Raw genomic sequence first — 14,723 nt, 5'->3', positions numbered from 1 at the left:
CGCCATGCCCACCATTGCGCTCACCGCGGTGCGGAAGAGCTACGGCTCCAATCCCCCCGCCATCGACAATCTCGACCTGGAGATACCCGACGGGTCCTTCACCTGCCTGCTCGGCCCCTCCGGCTGCGGAAAGACCACCACGCTCCGCATGATCGCCGGCCTGGAGCACCTCGACTCGGGATCCATCGAGGTCGGCGGGCGGCTCAGGGACAGCGTGGAGCAGGGCGTGTTCGTGCCTCCCGAGGAGCGCGGGATGGGCCTGGTCTTCCAGAACTACGCCCTGTGGCCGCACCTGACGGTGGCCAAGAACGTCGAGTTCGGCCTGCGGGTCCGCAAGGTCCGCGCCGCCGAGCGGGCCGAACGCACCATGAAGGCCCTGAAGATGATGCAGATCGACTGGGCCGCCGACCGTTATCCCGCACAGCTCTCCGGCGGTCAGCAACAGCGCGTCTCACTGGCCCGCATGCTCGTCATCAACCCCGAAGTGCTGCTCCTGGACGAGCCGTTGTCCAACCTGGACGCCCAGCTGCGGTTGGAGATGCGGGCCGAGCTGAAGCGGCTCCACGACGAGACGGGCCACACCATCGTCTTCGTCACCCACGACCAGCTGGAGGCCATGACGATGGCCACCCACGTCGTCGTGATGAACAAGGGAGAGGTGCAGCAGCTCGCCCCGCCGCTGGAGGTCTACCACCGCCCGGCCAACACGTTCGTGGCCCAGTTCGTCGGCAGCCCCCCGATGAACCTGTTCGACGCCGGGACCGACGACGACGGCCCGTTCCGTGGCGCCGTACACGACCGCATCGTCGCCGAACGCCCGGAGCTGAACGGGCGGTTGCGCACGGTCGGCGTCCGCCCGGAGGCGATCCGGATCTCCACGCTCCCCCGGTCCACCGGCCCGGATCCGGACGGCGTCCTGGAGTTCGACGCCACCGTCACCACCGTGCTGCCGACCGGCTCCAGCACCACGGTGTCGCTGGACGCGGCGGACACCGAGCTGTACCTGGTGTCCTTCCAGGCGGTGACCGCCGCCCCCGGAGACACCGTCCGCTGCTCGGTCGACCTGAGCGACCTGCACCTGTTCGACGGCGCCCAGGCCAGGCTCCCGGAGCCTTCCGCCACCGCCAGGACCGCAGCCGCTGCCAGGCCCTTTGCCGTTTCCGAGCCGCCCACCGCCCCCGAGCCCTCCGCCGCACGGCCCAGCAAGGAGAACACCGCACCGTGGACCAGCTGATCCGCCCCGCAGCTCTGCTTCTCGACTTCGGTGGAGTCGTCGTCGCCACCACCAACCGCCCCTCCTGGACCGAGGAGCTGGCAGCCGAACTGCACCACGACCTCGTGGCCGCCGGCTGCCACGCGCTGACGCACGACGACATCGTCAGCGACCTCGAGGCGGCGGCCGTCGCCGACTCGCACTGGAAGAACGCCATGTCCCGGCCGGCCGCGCCCGTCGAGATGACCGCCCACCGCTACTGGACGGAGTTCGTCGCCGCCGACTGGCCCCCGGCCGCCCGCGCCTTCGTCACCGCCCACGCCCTGGTGCTGTGCCACCGGCAGGGTGAGCTGCGGCAGGACCGCGAGACACGCGCCGGCATGGTCGAACTGCTCGACGCGGCCGACCGGTTCGGCCTTCCGGTAGCGATCGTCTCCAACGCCCTGAGCGGCTCCGTGCACCGCGACTACCTGCGCAGCACCGGCCTGGACAAGCGACTGGCCCTGCAGGTCTACAGCGACGAGGCGGGCGTCCGTAAGCCCAACCCCGAGATGATCCACCTCGCGGCCCGGGCCCTCGACGTCCCCGCGGCGCGGACCTGGTACGTCGGCGACAACTTCGACCGCGACGTGCTGTGCGGGCGCCGGGCCGGGGTCGGCGCGAGCGTGCTGATGGAGGCCCGCGGGACGTACGAGCGCCCGTACGTGGTCCGGGTCGAGCCGGACGCCGTGGTCGCCGACCCGTACGGGCTCCGCGACCTGCTGATCGCCACGCTCGCGGAGCCGGGCACGGGAGCGGACCATGCCGCGTAGCCCCCGGACGCCGGACTGTCCGCCCCGCGCCCTGCTCCTGGACCACGGCGGCGTCCTGGCCCGGTCGGTCAAACGCCCGGAGCGTCTGCCCGCGTTCGCCGACCACGTGCTCGCCCTCGCCGGCGGACTGACCGGCCTCGACCGGGACCGGGTGCTCCACGACATCCGCGCCGGCCGGGCCGCGTACGGCCACTGGAAGAACGGCGGCGTCCGCTCCACCGCCCCGCGCGAGGTCACCCACCGGGAGCTGTGGGCGGAGTTCATCGCGGCCGACTGGCCCGAACCGGCCCGCGCGGCCGTGAGCGCCGAGGCGACCGGGCTGTGCCGCGCCCTGGTCCTCGCCGAGAGCGACAAGACCCACGACCCCGCCATGGTCCAGGTGCTGCGGCTCTGCAAGGAGCACGGCATCCGCACCGGCATCGTCAGCAACACCCTGGTCGGCGCGCTCAACCGCGAGATGGCGGCGGCCGGCGGCCTCACGCCCTACCTCGGCGTGCAGGTCTACTCGGACGAGACCGGGCACCGCAAGCCCGGCCCGCAGCTGATCCTGCTGGCCGCCCGGGCCCTCGGCACGGAGCCGGCGGACTGCTGGTACGTGGGCGACAACTACGACCGCGATGTGGTGTGCGGGGTCCGGGCAGGGGTCGGCCGCACGGTCCTGATGCGCCCGGCGGACCGCCTCGACCCCGCCGCACAACCGCAGCCCGACACCGTCGTCCACGGCGGCAACGGCCTGCTGGCCCTGCTCCGTTCCGCACTGACCGGGCCCGACACGGACGACCGAGGGGAACACGCATGAACGAGACCGAGGAACTCTCCGCCCACCTGCGCACCGTGGCGGTCGAGGCCGCGCTCGCGGTCGCACCCGACCTGCGGGCGGCGTTCCGCGGCCGGATGGACGTGGAGTTCAAGCGCGACGAGCACGACCCCGTGACCGAACACGACCGGCGGGCCGAGGAACGCATCCGGCACGCCCTCCTCGGCAAGGTGCCGGACAGCACGGTCATCGGCGAGGAGGGCGGACGCCAGGACGGCAGCGGCCGGATCTCCTGGTACGTCGACCCGATCGACGGCACCGCGAACTTCGCCCATGGTCTGGCCTTCTTCTGCACCGCGATCGGCGCCGTCATCGACGGCCGTCCGGTGGCCGCCGCCGTGGTCGACCCGATCGCGGGCCACGTCTTCTCCGCCGACCTCTCCGGCGCCCGCCTCGGCGACGCCCCCCTGATATCGGCCGGTACGACGGACGAGGCCCGCGCCCTCCTCATCACCGGCTTCCCCAACAGCAGGGAGCTCGCCTCGGGCGACCCCGAGTCCCCGGTGCGGTTCGCCGGCCTCGTCTCCCGCTACGGCACCGTGCGCCGCACGGGCAGCGCCGCGCTCACCCTCGCCCATGTGGCCGCGGGCTGGAGCGACGCCGCCCTCGGCACGACCGTCAACGCGTGGGACATCTGCGCGGCCCACATGCTCGTCGAGCAGGCCGGCGGCACCTACACCCCGTTCGGCGGCGAGCCCGGCTGGGACCAGCCGTGCTACGCGGCGCACACCCGCGACCTGAAGCCCACCGCGCTGCGGGAGTTCACCACCTGGTACACCAACCGGGCGGCGGGGAAAGGCCGATGAGCGCCGCCGCCTTCCCCGAGACCGGGCTGAGCCACGCGTGGATCGTCACCGACCTCGACGGCACCCTCGTCGACCGGGACCTCGGCCTCGTCCCCCGCAGCGTCGAGGCACTGCGCCGCTACCGGGACCTCGGCGGCACGGTCTTCATCGCCACCGGCCGCAACGAGGAGTCCGCCACCCCGTACCACCGGGAACTCGGCCTGGACACCCCGATGATCCTCTACAACGGGGCCCGCATCACCGACCCCGGGACCGGCGCCCACCTCCTGGACCTGGACCTGGGCCCGGTCTGGCCCCCACTGCGGGACCTGGTGCTGCCCGCCCTCCCCGACGGCGTGGGCGCGGTCGCCTTCAGCGGGGGCGACGCCCACATCCTGCGCCCCGCCCCCGCCCTGACGGACTACGCCCGCCGCGACCGCATCGCGCTGCTCCCCGACCCGCCGGACCGCCCGCCCACCAAGGTGATGCTGATCTCCGACGGCCGGAGCCCGGCGCCGCTCGCCGACCTGGTGACCCGCCACTGCCCGGACGCCCTGCTCGTCCAGTCGGAGGACACGTACCTGGAAGTGCTGCCTCCCGGCGCCGGAAAGGAGGCCGCGCTGCGGGAGATGGCCGCGCGGTACGGCATGGACGTCACCCGGATCGCCGCCATCGGGGACAACCCCAACGACACCGGCATGATCCGCCTCGCGGGGCTCGGCGCGGCGGTCGGCGACGGCCACCCCCAGGTCCTGAAGGCCGCGGACATCGTGGTCGCACCCTGCTCCGAGGGGGCGGTGGCCGACCTGGTGGGCCGCATCCTGGACGGACCGCCGCCGTGAGGAGGATCCCCGGCTCCCGCTGCGGAGGGTGACGAAGCGCGTCCGGACCGCCGTCGCCCTGGCCGTGTCCGCCCCCTGCGCCGCTCGCTTGTCAGACGCCGCTGTTACGTTGACGTGAGGATGTCAGGCCCACCTCTGGAGAGGGCGTATGCACGACGAACGGCTCGCGGAGTTCTCCCGCGAGCGGCTGGACGGCCGCCCCGTACCGGACGATCTGCGGGTGCTGCTGGTGGCGCAGTGGGAAGGCCGCACCGACTTCACCCGTCTCCTCGACCTCGACTTCTTCGAGGCGGGAGAGGTACACCCGCTGCTGGACACAAGCTATCTGAGCGAGAAGGAACGCGCGGACCCGGAGATGCAGGCCGTCAACGCCGCTGCCGCGGAGATGGCCACGTACGTCAAGCTCGTGGCGAAGGGCGGAAAGGGGTGGATGGGCTACTGGCTGCACCCCGACGAACCGGCGGACCGTGCCTGGCGTCTCATCGAGCTGGACACCGAGTTCAGCTTCTGGAGCCTGGTCGGTGTCGCTCTGACCGAGGGAGCCGCCGCCGAGCGGGCAAGCTACCGGGATGAGCCCGAGGAGCGGGTCGCGTTCACACACCTGGCCGCCGAACTCGCTCGGCTCGGGCTACCGTTGAGCACCCAGGACTACGACGCCCTTGATGAACCGGAGTACCGGGTGGACCCGGAGAAGCTCATGGAGGAGCTGGTCGAAGCCGAACGCCAGAAGCGCGGTCTTCGCTGAGTACGGAGAGACCTCGCTACCCGTAGTACTCGAGAATCAGCGGCAGGTCCTCCAGCCACTCCCGGAGTCGGGACCGCCTGCGCGCGGCGATCACGCACGGCCAGGCGGCGCCGTCGCGGAGGCGGACCGTGACTCCGAGGTGTTTCGGGCCCGCGGCGGCGTACTCCACCGTCCCGATCTCCGCCCAGCTGAACCGCAGTTCACCGGTCGGTGTACCGAGCTCGACCCCCGCCTCGTCGACCAGGAGGAAGCTGTCCGGGGCAACCGCCGCGAAGGCGAGGCCGGTGTCCGTGCCGGAGGGTGCGTGGCCCGGGGACGCGAACGCGGTCGGAGCCTCGTGGAACGGGACGCCACCGGCGGGTGCGTAGGAGGGCAGCGGCGGTACCGCGAGGGTCGCGGGGTGCGTCACGCTGCCCGGTGCGAAGAGGTCCAGCAGGCCCTCGGGCGTCGGGCGTGCGGCAGGTTCCTTGGCCAGGCATGACGCCACGATCGGCCTCAGGCCGTCCGGTACCACCGCCAGATCCGGAGCCTCGTGCACCGACCGGTACATCAGCCCCATAGGCGTGCCCTCTCCGAACGCGCTGCCGCCCGCCGCCGCGACGAGCACGGCGCCGAGCGCGAACACATCGGCAGAGCCGCTGACTTCCTGCCCCTGCGCCTGCTCCGGTGCCAGGAACCCCGGTGTCCCGAAGGCCGTACCGGTGGCCGTGAGCCGGGTCGACTCCAGCGCCCGCGCGATGCCGAAGTCCAGGACCCTCGGTCCGTCCGAAGCCATGATGATGTTTCCGGGCTTCAGATCCCGGTGCACCAGCCCGCAGCCGTGGATCGCCGCCAGCGCCTCGGCGAGCGCCGCGCCCAGCTGCCGTAGCCGCGCCTCGTCCATCGGGCCCTCGTTCTTGACCAGCGCGGCGAGCGTGGGCCCGGGGATGTACGCCGTGGCCAGCCAGGGCGCCGCCGCTGCCGGGTCCGCGTCCACCACCGGCGCCGTGTGGAAGCCGCCCACACTGCGCGCGGCCTCGACCTCGGCACGGAACCGCTCCCGGAAGTGCGGGTCGGTCGCGAGCTCCGAGCGCGCCACCTTCACGGCCACCGCACGGCCGCCGCGGGAACGCGCCAGATAGACGACGCCCATCCCGCCCGCACCCAGCTCCCGTTCGACGGCGTATCCGCCGATGTGTTCCGGCAGCCCCGCACCGTCCGCCCCGTACCCCATGCGCCGCACGCCCCCCTGTGTTCCGGCGGCCCAGTATGACGCAGGCGCGGGGGGGGCGGAGGTACGGGACCCAGACCCGAACCCGCGGCCTCGGGCGGAGTGGCTCGGGGTACCGCCACGTCCCCGGGCTCACCTCTTCGGTTGGGCACCTTTCCGCAACGGCCGTCGCGGCATTTACGGGCTGACCGGTTGACCGGAGCTCCCCCGACGGTCCGGCCACGGCGCGGAGCCGCCCGTCCCGCACTCCGCCCACACCGTCTTCCCGACCCCGCGCTCGGCCACGCCCCACTTCTCCGACAGCGCCTCCACCAAGCGCAGGCCGTGGCCCGCTACCGCGCCGGCCTCCGGAGCGCGCAGCACCGGCCGCCGCTCCTCTCGCGCGTCCGACACCTCGATCCGCAGCACGTGCGCGCCCGCCGTCAGCCGCAGCTCGAAGTCCCGCCCCGGTACGTACCCGTGCACCACCGCGTTCGCCGCCAGCTCGGCCACGATCACCGCCACGTCGTCGGACAGCTCGCTCCCGTACGGAACTCCCCACTCGTCCAGCTGATGCACCGCGAGCCTGCGCGCGAGCCGGGCGCCACGACGCGTGGCGGTGAAACGTTGGACGAACTCGGCGCCCACAAGGGTGATTTCGGTTTCCATGTGACTCAGCGTGGCCGCGTGATCGTACGCTGACCAGGAGTGACACCACGACGCCGTGAAGCTGTACGGGAGCTCCCTGCCGGCTGTACGGGCTTGTCGGGCCGCGACCGGACGGACAGAGGCGGTACGGGGAAGATGGCGAACGCGGGACGCGAGGAACGGCCGGAGAGGCCGGCCGAGTCGGACGGCACGGCGCACCTGTTCAGGGCGCTGGGCAAACAGATCAAGGTCCTGCGCGAGCGCGCGGGCATGAGCCAGAGAGACCTGGGGCTGGCCGCGCACTGCGGGGAGGACCTGGTGTCGGCGGTCGAGCGGGGTGTGCGGACGCCTCAGCCGGACTTCCTTGAGCGTGTGGACCACGTGCTCGGCGCGGGCGGGGTGCTGGCGGCGGCCGTCGAAGAGGCGCGGGAGGCGTTGGCTCGGTCGCGGACTCGGCATCCGGACTGGTTCCGGGACTACGCACGGGTGGAGGCGGAGGCGGTCGCGCTGCATGAGTACAGCGCGCCTGTTGTTCCTGGCCTGCTTCAGACGGAGGCCTACGCGCGGGCAGTCTTCACGCAGAGACGGCCACTGCTGAACGAGGAGACCATCGAGAAGCGCGTCACTGATCGGTTGGCTCGGCAGCAGATCTTCGAACGCTGGCCCCCACCGACCTTCAGCTATGTACTGGAGGAGACTGCCCTACGCCGTCCTATCGGAGGAAGGGCTGTCCACGCAGATCAGATGCGGCAGCTCCTGCGGGTGGGACGCCTGCGCACCGTCGAGATTCAGGTGATGCCTACCGACCGCGATGAACACCCCGCGATCGACGGCACGTTCACCCTCATCACCCCTAAAGGCCGGTCGCAGGCCGCCTACACCGAGCTGTATGGCAATCCGAGGCTGGTCACGGAGCCGGAAGCGGTCCGAGTCTTCAGCGAGCGCTATGGAATCATCCGAGCGCAGGCTCTCACCCCGAGGGAGTCCCTGTCGTTCATCGAGAAGATGCTGGGAGAGCGATGAATACCGAGCAACTGCACTGGTTCAAGGGCAGCTACAGCGGCGGCGAGGACGGAGCCTGCATCGAGACCGCCTACGTCTGGCGCAAGTCCAGCTACAGCACGGGCGAAGGCGGCAACTGCATCGAGGTAGCAACCTCCCCCGCCACCATCCACATCCGCGACTCCAAGAACCTCCAGGCGCCCCACGTCGACGTGGCCCCCGCCGCTTGGGCCGCCTTCGTCGCGTACGCCTGCCGGGGCTGACCCGGATCGCACACCACCGGGTCGCGGGAATCCGCGACCCGGTCCGCCACGTCGCGGATTCCCGCGTTCCGGTGGCCCACGACGTAAAGGCTTTTAAAGCCTCTTGGAAGAGAACTCAATACCCACCCACCCCACCCGGCGCCCTCGTCACCCGCACGGGTGAGGTTCGCCAACGGAGCTGGATTTCGACCTGGTTGCCTGGCATATGCTCGCCGCACCAAACTTCAGACAGCTGATGGCCCCCGCCGGGACAGGAATCCCGAACGGGGGCCTGACCAACACGGAAGAAGAACCTTCCTGATGGCTACCTCGCAGGATATCGCGGCCCCCTATGCCCCGCCCTCCGGCGTCGAGCATGTCAACGTCCGCCACACCGAACGCTTCACCGTCGTGGGCAACCACCTCAGCCAGCACCGCGAACTCTCGCTCGCCGCCCGGGGACTCGCCCTGCACATCCAGTCACTGCCGCCCGGGGCCAGGATCGGCATCAAAGCCCTCGCCGCTCGCCTGCCCGCCGACAGTGAACACCGCATCGCCGGGGCTCTGCGGGAGCTGGAGCAGCACGGCTATCTGAAGCGCACCCGCGAGCGCTCGCCGGAGGGCAAGGTGTACACGCGGACCGTGTCGTACAACCACCCGGACCCCGCCACCTCCGGCAAGGCGCACACCGCCAGTCCGCGCCATCACCGCCCGGCACCGGCACCCGTGCCGAAGCCCGCCCCCGTTCCGCCCCCACCCCCGGCGCCTCCCGCGGACCCGGCCCCGCTCCCCCGCGTCCCGGCCCCCACCGCCAAGAAGCCCCCGCGTCCGCCGCTCCCCGAGCCGCTCCATCCCCGGCCGCAGCTCCTCCAGGCCGCCGCGCTCCTCCTCGTCGGGCTTCAGCGCCAGGACGCCGAACTCACCCTGACCGAGCCGCAGATCGACTTCCTCGCTCCCGGCGTCGCCGCCTGGTTCGAGCGGGACGCCTCACCCGCCGCCGTACGCAAGGCCCTGACCGAGGACCTGCCCCGGCCCGTACGCTTCCCGGCGCAGTTGCTGAGGCACCGGCTCACCGTGCTCCTGCCGTCGGGGCGCTCCCTGCCCGCCACCTACCGGCCCGTACCGATGCAGAACTGCGACGCCTGCGATCGCGGGTTCAGGGCTCCCGAGCCGGGCCGTTGCGAGGAGTGCGAGGGGGCGACGTAGTCCGCGGTCAGCCCAGACGGGCTTCGGCGTAGACCACCATCGCGTCACGCTGGTACGCGGCCAGGCCGACGGCGATCCGGTCGAAGTTCTCCCGCATCCGCGGGTCGTCGACGTAGGTCCGTCCCAGGCCGCGGTAGGCCTCCGCATTCGGTGTCCAGAACCGGCAGACACCCTGGTAGTGCGCTTCCATCTCCGACTGCACCGCGGGGTCGTCGGCCGGTGTGCCCGCCACCATGAGCTCCGCGAGGCGGACCATCTGCGCGGTGGCCTCGCGCTGCCAGGCCTCCTGGTCGGCGTCGGTCATCGCCTCCCTGGACCGGCGGGCCTCCTCCCACGCCTCCGGCCAGCGCTCTCGTACCTCGGCGTCCTCCTCGGCGGTGTGCTGGAGACCCTCGAACAGGTTCTCCGGCCTGTTGATCTTCATCATGTGGTTGGCGTCCTTTCCTTCCTCCAGTTCGGTGATGGTCCGCTCGACCGTGCGGACGAGCGTGTCCAGCCGGTCCCGCTCCTCGCGCAGCCGCGTGCGGTGCTCACGCAGCGCGCTCACGGGGTCCGTGCGCTCGTCCAGTACGCGCCGGATCTCACGCAGCCCCAGGCCCAGCTCCCGCATCAGCAGAATCCGCTGCAGGCGCAGCAGTCCGGCCTCGTCGTAGGAGCGGTGCCCGTTGCTCCCGAATCCCGCCGGCGGCAGCAGGCCGATCTCGTCGTAGTGCCGCAACGTCCGGGACGTCACGCCGGACATCCGCGCCACCTCCGCGATCGACCAGGCCATGGCAGCGGCTCCCTTCACCGGGCCGGTTTCTCCGGCCACACGGACGACCGTAGGAGTTGACGCAGCGGAAGGCGCAAGCCGGACGCGGCGGGCGTGCGGGGGGGCGTCACTCAGCTCGGAGCAGGCCGATGGTGCCCGCCAGGCCCTCGTCGCCGTGACCCTGGTCGACCCGGTGGCGCATCAGCTCCATGAAGGGGGTGAGGAGCCGGGGATCCACGGACCGGCCCTGCGCCGTGGCGAGAAGTGTTTCGTTGGCCGCCGCCATCATGGCGAGGTTGGAGCCGACGCCCTCGGTGTAGTCGCCGCTCTCCAACTGGGCGGCGATGCCGTGGGCGGCTCCGGCCATGCCGCCGAGCCATTCCGTGAGCAGCGTGGCGAACCGAGCCCGGTCGATGTCCTTCTCCGGGCCCATCAAGGCGAAGGCGTGGGTGATACCTGCGAACATGCCGGTCATCGCGCTGAGCAGGGCGACGTCGTACAGCGCCGCGTGCCCGGGCTCCTCGCCCACGAACTTCACGCCTGCGGGAACCGTCAGCGCCTCGCGGTGGCGTTCGAACAGTTCGTGGTCGCCGCTGTAGAAGACGTAACCGCCGGTGTCCGGCCGGCCGATCATCGGTGGGATGGCCATGATCCCGCCGTCCAGGAAACGGGCCCCCCGCTCCCTGGCCCAGCGGGCACGCCGCTCGGCCTGGTCGGGCGTGTTCGTGGTCAGGTTGACCACGTCCCTGCCGTGCAGTTCCGTACCGCTCAGGGTCTCGCCCACGGAGGCGTCGTCCAGCAGGCATACAACGACGGGACCGGCCGCCGAAGCCACCGCCTCGCTCGGGGTCGCCGCCGCGCGGGCGCCCTCTCCCACCAGCGGTCGCGCCTTTTCCGGGGTGCGGTTCCAAACGGTCAGCGGGTGTCCCGCGGCCAGCCAGGCGCGGGCGAGCGCGGTGCCCATGTCGCCGAGGCCGAGGAGTGTGACGGGGGTCTTGGGAGTGCTGTGGGAATCCATGCCCATCAGGCTTGTTCACGTCCGATACGTGATCAAGTACGCACTATTTAGTGGGTGGTTACCCTAAAGTGAGTGGATGACCAGGCGGGGCGGTTACGTGTGCGGTATCGACGCGGCGATCTCCGTGGTCGGTGGCAAGTGGAAGGTGCTCATCCTGTGGGCACTGGAGGCAGGGCCCGGCCGGTTCGGCGAGCTGAGACGCGGTATCCCCGGCATCACGGAGAAGGTTCTCGCCTCGCACCTGCGGGAGTTGGAGGCCGACCGCATCGTCTCCCGCGAAGAGGCACTGGAAGGGGCGGTACGCCGCGTCACCTACGCCCTCACCCCCCTGGGCGTCTCCCTCAACGAGGCCCTGGGCCCTCTCGGTGCCTGGGGCAGGGAACACCTCCTCTCCGAGCGGGGCGCCCACCAGGACGCGCCCTGACCGCCCGCGCGTGGGCTCCGACTGCCCCGGCCGTGGCAGGGAGGAGCGTGAGATCATCCCGACGTGCCCCCTGAACAGACGTGGGAATCCGCCGGTCCGGCCGAGCGGCGACTGGCCGGTGTGGCCCTCAACCCGGCCGCTCCCGTCGACGTCCTGCTGCGGCTGCTCGCGGACGGGCCGGACGCCGTGCGGATGGTGCTGGCGCGTGACCGGGTCCTTCCCGGTCCCGTGGTGGATGCGGTCGTGGCCCATCCGGACAGGAACACGCGCGGCTTCTTCGCCCGGAACCCGTACGCCGACCCGGAGCAGCGGGCACGGCTGGTCGACGATCCGGAGTACCGCGTGCGGGGGCACCTGTCCCGGGAGCCCCGGGCCGACGACGTGTGCATGCCCCGGCCGCTGCCGGACCGGACCATCGTGCGGATCATCGAGACGTACGAGGACGACTTCCTCTGGGAGCTCAACCGACTGATCTCGCCCGGTCTTCAGCGTGCGATGGCCACTCATCCGTCGCCGAAGGTCCGCCGCATGGGGATCGGCCGCCTCTCCTGGACTTCCCTGACACCCGACGTGCGGGACGCCCTGCTGGCCGACCCGGACCCGGGGGCACGCGAGGCGGCCGACGCGAGCAGACGCTCGTACGCACGGCTCCGCGACCCGGACGCGGTACGGGCGGACCTTCCCGCGCACCACTGCCACCCGCGTACCCATCTGTTGCTGTACGGAGCACTCGCCCCGGATGTCGTGACGGAGGCAATGTCGCAGGACGCTTGGCTGATCGCCGCCAACGACAGCACACCGCCGGAGACCGTGGCCCTGCTGGCCGCCCACCCCGACCCAGAGGTGCGTACCCGCGTCGCCCGACGGCCCGGCCTGGGGCCGGCCGAGCGCCGTGCGCTCGCGGTGGACCCCGACCCGCAGGTGCGTCTCGTCCTCTCGGTGCACCCGGCGCTGAGCGAGGCGGAACGGGCCGCGATCGACTACGAGGTGGACCAGGACGAGTGGTACTGCCACAGTCCGGTGTACGACCCGGAGTCGCTGCCGGACCCGGAGGAGACCCGCGACCTCGCGCTGTCCGCCCACCCGCTCCTGCGGCGGCGGGCCGCTCGTCTGCCGAACCTCCCCGCCGATCTCGTCGCACTCCTGGCGGAGGACTCCGACCTCGGTGTGCGGGTCCTGCTCGCCCAGAACCATCCCGACGCCCCGGCCGCGCTGCTGCTCCGCAGCTTCCTGGAGTACACCGGCCGCGACCGGTGGCACCTGACCGGCCACGGCAACTTCCCCCGCGACGGGCTCGCCCGGTTCGCGGACGACGAGGACCCCGCGGTCCGGCGACTGGCCCTTCTCGATGCCGCTACGCCGCCCGACACCGCCGACCGGCTCACCCACGACCCCGACGCGCAGGTCCGCGCGGACGCGGCACGCCACCCCCGACTGCCCCAGGACCGCATCGCGGCGCTCCTCGACGACGAGGAACTCTCGTTCCGGGCCGCGGCCAATCCGGGGCTGCCGGTGGCAACGATGTACGAGCTGATCGCCGGGGCCGGCCGGACGCCGTGAGGAGGGTCCGGCGACGCGGTCCAGGGCAGCACCGCGTCAGCGCGCGACGGCCTTCGTCGCCTTGCTGACGGCCGTTCCGCTCGTGTGTCCGGTGCGGCGGGCGGTCACCTTCACAGGGCGGGACGGCCCTCAGAGGTACTCCGCGTACGCATCCAGCGCCCGCAGGACCTCCGGTTCGGCGGCGGACGGCAGTTGGAGGACGACCTCCTCGATGCCCAGGTCCGCGTAGTGCGCCAGCTTGCCGGGGCTCGGCAGGACCGCGTACGGGACGACCTGGAGGTCCTTCGGGTCGCGCCCCGCGGCCTCCCAGGCCGCTCGGAGCTTGGGCACCGACTCCGTCAGGCCCCGGCCGCCGATCGGGAGCCAGCCGTCCGCGTACTCCACGATGTGCGCGAACAGCTTCGGGCCCGCCGCGCCGCCGAGCAGGGTGCGCGGTCCGACCACCGGACCGCGGGGCTGCTGGAACGGCTTCGGGTAGGCGTGGCTCGCCCGCACCGAGCCGAACTCGCCTTCGTACGCCGTGGGTTCCTCCGACCACAGGGCCCGCATCAGCGCCATCCGGTCCCGGCCGAGCTCCCGGCGCGTCGACCAGTGCACGCCGTGGTCCGCGGCTTCCTCCACGTTCCAGCCGAAGCCTAGACCCAGCGTGAACCGGCCGCCGGAGAGGTGGTCGAGGGTGGCGATCTGTTTGGCCAGATCGATCGGGTCGTGCTGGGCGATCAGCGTGATCCCGGTGCCGAGCGCCAGCCGTTCGGTCACCGCGGCAGCCTGCGCGAGGGCGACGAACGGGTCCAGGGTGCGGCCGTACTCGGGCGGCAGGTCGCCGCCCGCCGGGTAAAGAGTTTCCCTGCTCACCGGGATGTGCGTGTGCTCCGGAAGATAGAGCCCGGAGAATCCCCGCTGCTCAAGCTGGTGGGCGAGCCGCACCGGTGTGATCGTTTCGTCGGTGAGGAAGATCGTTGTGGCGATCCGCATACGAGGACACCTCCGTCGTTGTCTGGTGGCGGCTCAAACGTATGCCGTACGGTGCGCAAAGCCGAGGCTTCGGCGACTTCGGGGGAGGTCTTTCACCATGGTCCGTTCGCGCACCCGCACCGTTCTCACCGCTCTGTTCCTGACGGGCGTGCTCGTCGGCGGCGTACCCGCCGCGGCGTCGGCCGTCACACCGGCTTCCGTGGCCGCCGTCTCCCGCACCGCGTCCTCGGTCCAGGGCGCGGGGCACGTGAGCGCGGCCGCGTCCGTCCACACCGGTGTGCGCGAGGCCGCGCACACGTACTGGAGCAAGAGCAAAAGCAAGAGCAAGAAGCGGCGGAAGCACGGCTCCGGCGGGTTCGGCGGCGGGGTGATCGTGGGGATCGTGCTCGCCGTGATCGTAGTCGGCATCATCGCGTTCGTGCTCGTCTCGCGTTCGCGGCGCAACTCCTGAAGCCTGCGTCCGACGCCGCCCGGCCGGGTGGCGTGGGACACGG

17 protein-coding genes are annotated in these 14,723 nt (G+C 71.8%); 12 read left to right on the top strand and 5 right to left on the bottom strand.

Annotated features, from left to right (window positions below; genetic code table 11):
- Positions 1-4 precede the first annotated feature (4 nt).
- The 6 genes from OG538_RS21230 to OG538_RS21205 all read left to right on the top strand — a co-directional run bounded on the left by OG538_RS21230 (position 5) and on the right by OG538_RS21205 (position 5,214).
- A complete protein-coding gene (locus tag OG538_RS21230) occupies positions 5-1,234 on the top strand; it encodes an ABC transporter ATP-binding protein (protein WP_406095872.1) in 1,230 nt (409 codons plus the stop codon).
- Positions 1,222-2,025, top strand: coding sequence for an HAD family hydrolase (locus OG538_RS21225; RefSeq protein WP_406095871.1), 804 nt, complete (start codon positions 1,222-1,224; stop codon positions 2,023-2,025). The genes OG538_RS21230 and OG538_RS21225 overlap by 13 nt, the downstream gene beginning before the upstream one ends.
- Positions 2,015-2,824 carry an HAD family hydrolase gene (locus tag OG538_RS21220; protein ID WP_406095869.1) on the top strand — a complete coding sequence of 270 codons (810 nt, stop codon included), beginning with the start codon at positions 2,015-2,017 and terminating at the stop codon, positions 2,822-2,824. The genes OG538_RS21225 and OG538_RS21220 overlap by 11 nt, the downstream gene beginning before the upstream one ends.
- On the top strand, positions 2,821-3,648 hold the full coding sequence (locus tag OG538_RS21215; RefSeq protein WP_406095867.1) for an inositol monophosphatase family protein: 828 nt from the start codon (positions 2,821-2,823) through the stop codon (positions 3,646-3,648). Before OG538_RS21220 ends, OG538_RS21215 begins: the two co-directional genes overlap by 4 nt.
- Positions 3,645-4,469: an HAD family hydrolase gene (locus OG538_RS21210; protein WP_406095865.1), complete on the top strand. Its 825-nt coding sequence runs from the start codon at positions 3,645-3,647 to the stop codon at positions 4,467-4,469. Before OG538_RS21215 ends, OG538_RS21210 begins: the two co-directional genes overlap by 4 nt.
- Positions 4,470-4,617: 148 nt before the next feature.
- Entirely contained in the window at positions 4,618-5,214 is a 597-nt protein-coding gene (locus OG538_RS21205) for a hypothetical protein (protein WP_406095863.1), read from the top strand.
- A gap of 16 nt (positions 5,215-5,230) precedes the next feature.
- Here the strand turns inward: OG538_RS21205 and OG538_RS21200 are convergent, their stop codons facing one another.
- Positions 5,231-6,427: a serine/threonine-protein kinase gene (locus tag OG538_RS21200; protein ID WP_406100240.1), complete on the bottom strand. Its 1,197-nt coding sequence runs from the start codon at positions 6,425-6,427 to the stop codon at positions 5,231-5,233.
- A 174-nt stretch (positions 6,428-6,601) separates the two neighbouring features.
- A complete protein-coding gene (locus tag OG538_RS21195; RefSeq protein WP_406095861.1) occupies positions 6,602-7,072 on the bottom strand; it encodes an ATP-binding protein in 471 nt (156 codons plus the stop codon).
- Between the two features lie 135 nt (positions 7,073-7,207).
- On the opposite strand from OG538_RS21195, the gene OG538_RS21190 reads away from it, so the two are divergent.
- The 3 genes from OG538_RS21190 (at position 7,208) to OG538_RS21180 (ending at position 9,501) form a co-directional block, all read left to right on the top strand.
- On the top strand, positions 7,208-8,074 hold the full coding sequence (locus tag OG538_RS21190; RefSeq protein ID WP_406095859.1) for a Scr1 family TA system antitoxin-like transcriptional regulator: 867 nt from the start codon (positions 7,208-7,210) through the stop codon (positions 8,072-8,074).
- A complete protein-coding gene (locus tag OG538_RS21185) occupies positions 8,071-8,316 on the top strand; it encodes a DUF397 domain-containing protein (RefSeq protein WP_406095857.1) in 246 nt (81 codons plus the stop codon). The genes OG538_RS21190 and OG538_RS21185 overlap by 4 nt, the downstream gene beginning before the upstream one ends.
- A gap of 300 nt (positions 8,317-8,616) precedes the next feature.
- Positions 8,617-9,501, top strand: coding sequence for a helix-turn-helix domain-containing protein (locus tag OG538_RS21180; protein ID WP_406095855.1), 885 nt, complete (start codon positions 8,617-8,619; stop codon positions 9,499-9,501).
- Between the two features lie 7 nt (positions 9,502-9,508).
- Here the strand turns inward: OG538_RS21180 and OG538_RS21175 are convergent, their stop codons facing one another.
- Positions 9,509-10,273: a MerR family transcriptional regulator gene (locus OG538_RS21175; protein ID WP_406100238.1), complete on the bottom strand. Its 765-nt coding sequence runs from the start codon at positions 10,271-10,273 to the stop codon at positions 9,509-9,511.
- Between the two features lie 106 nt (positions 10,274-10,379).
- Positions 10,380-11,270, bottom strand: coding sequence for an NAD(P)-dependent oxidoreductase (locus OG538_RS21170; protein ID WP_406095853.1), 891 nt, complete (start codon positions 11,268-11,270; stop codon positions 10,380-10,382).
- Positions 11,271-11,346: 76 nt separating this feature from the next.
- On the opposite strand from OG538_RS21170, the gene OG538_RS21165 reads away from it, so the two are divergent.
- Together OG538_RS21165 and OG538_RS21160 are read left to right on the top strand one after the other, a co-directional pair.
- On the top strand, positions 11,347-11,694 hold the full coding sequence (locus OG538_RS21165; protein ID WP_406095851.1) for a winged helix-turn-helix transcriptional regulator: 348 nt from the start codon (positions 11,347-11,349) through the stop codon (positions 11,692-11,694).
- A gap of 63 nt (positions 11,695-11,757) precedes the next feature.
- The gene (locus OG538_RS21160; protein WP_406095849.1) at positions 11,758-13,254 is read left to right on the top strand and encodes a hypothetical protein; all 1,497 of its coding nucleotides are present in this window, start codon (positions 11,758-11,760) and stop codon (positions 13,252-13,254) included.
- 129 nt (positions 13,255-13,383) lie between these two features.
- Here OG538_RS21160 and OG538_RS21155 read toward each other — a convergent pair whose 3' ends face one another.
- Positions 13,384-14,229, bottom strand: a complete 846-nt coding sequence (locus OG538_RS21155) for an LLM class F420-dependent oxidoreductase (protein WP_406095847.1) — start codon at positions 14,227-14,229, stop codon at positions 13,384-13,386.
- A gap of 97 nt (positions 14,230-14,326) precedes the next feature.
- Between OG538_RS21155 and OG538_RS21150 the strand changes: the two genes are divergently transcribed.
- Positions 14,327-14,680, top strand: coding sequence for a hypothetical protein (locus OG538_RS21150; protein ID WP_406095845.1), 354 nt, complete (start codon positions 14,327-14,329; stop codon positions 14,678-14,680).
- The last annotated feature ends 43 nt before the right edge of the window (positions 14,681-14,723 follow it).

The organism is Streptomyces sp. NBC_01013 (assembly GCF_045162765.1).
Classification (GTDB): Bacteria; Actinomycetota; Actinomycetes; order Streptomycetales; family Streptomycetaceae; genus Streptomyces.
The sequence above is the reverse complement of the archived record's forward strand: the minus strand, read 5'-3'. Positions and strand labels throughout refer to the sequence as shown.

Coding starts and splice junctions, on each gene's coding strand:
- OG538_RS21230 (WP_406095872.1), top strand. CDS start 5: ATGCCCACCATTGCGCTCACCGCGGTGCGGAAGAGCTACGGCTCCAAT.
- OG538_RS21220 (WP_406095869.1), top strand. CDS start 2,015: ATGCCGCGTAGCCCCCGGACGCCGGACTGTCCGCCCCGCGCCCTGCTC.
- OG538_RS21215 (WP_406095867.1), top strand. CDS start 2,821: ATGAACGAGACCGAGGAACTCTCCGCCCACCTGCGCACCGTGGCGGTC.
- OG538_RS21210 (WP_406095865.1), top strand. CDS start 3,645: ATGAGCGCCGCCGCCTTCCCCGAGACCGGGCTGAGCCACGCGTGGATC.
- OG538_RS21205 (WP_406095863.1), top strand. CDS start 4,618: ATGCACGACGAACGGCTCGCGGAGTTCTCCCGCGAGCGGCTGGACGGC.
- OG538_RS21200 (WP_406100240.1), bottom strand. CDS start 6,427: ATGGGGTACGGGGCGGACGGTGCGGGGCTGCCGGAACACATCGGCGGA.
- OG538_RS21195 (WP_406095861.1), bottom strand. CDS start 7,072: ATGGAAACCGAAATCACCCTTGTGGGCGCCGAGTTCGTCCAACGTTTC.
- OG538_RS21190 (WP_406095859.1), top strand. CDS start 7,208: ATGGCGAACGCGGGACGCGAGGAACGGCCGGAGAGGCCGGCCGAGTCG.
- OG538_RS21185 (WP_406095857.1), top strand. CDS start 8,071: ATGAATACCGAGCAACTGCACTGGTTCAAGGGCAGCTACAGCGGCGGC.
- OG538_RS21180 (WP_406095855.1), top strand. CDS start 8,617: ATGGCTACCTCGCAGGATATCGCGGCCCCCTATGCCCCGCCCTCCGGC.
- OG538_RS21175 (WP_406100238.1), bottom strand. CDS start 10,273: ATGGCCTGGTCGATCGCGGAGGTGGCGCGGATGTCCGGCGTGACGTCC.
- OG538_RS21170 (WP_406095853.1), bottom strand. CDS start 11,270: ATGGATTCCCACAGCACTCCCAAGACCCCCGTCACACTCCTCGGCCTC.
- OG538_RS21165 (WP_406095851.1), top strand. CDS start 11,347: ATGACCAGGCGGGGCGGTTACGTGTGCGGTATCGACGCGGCGATCTCC.
- OG538_RS21155 (WP_406095847.1), bottom strand. CDS start 14,229: ATGCGGATCGCCACAACGATCTTCCTCACCGACGAAACGATCACACCG.
- OG538_RS21150 (WP_406095845.1), top strand. CDS start 14,327: ATGGTCCGTTCGCGCACCCGCACCGTTCTCACCGCTCTGTTCCTGACG.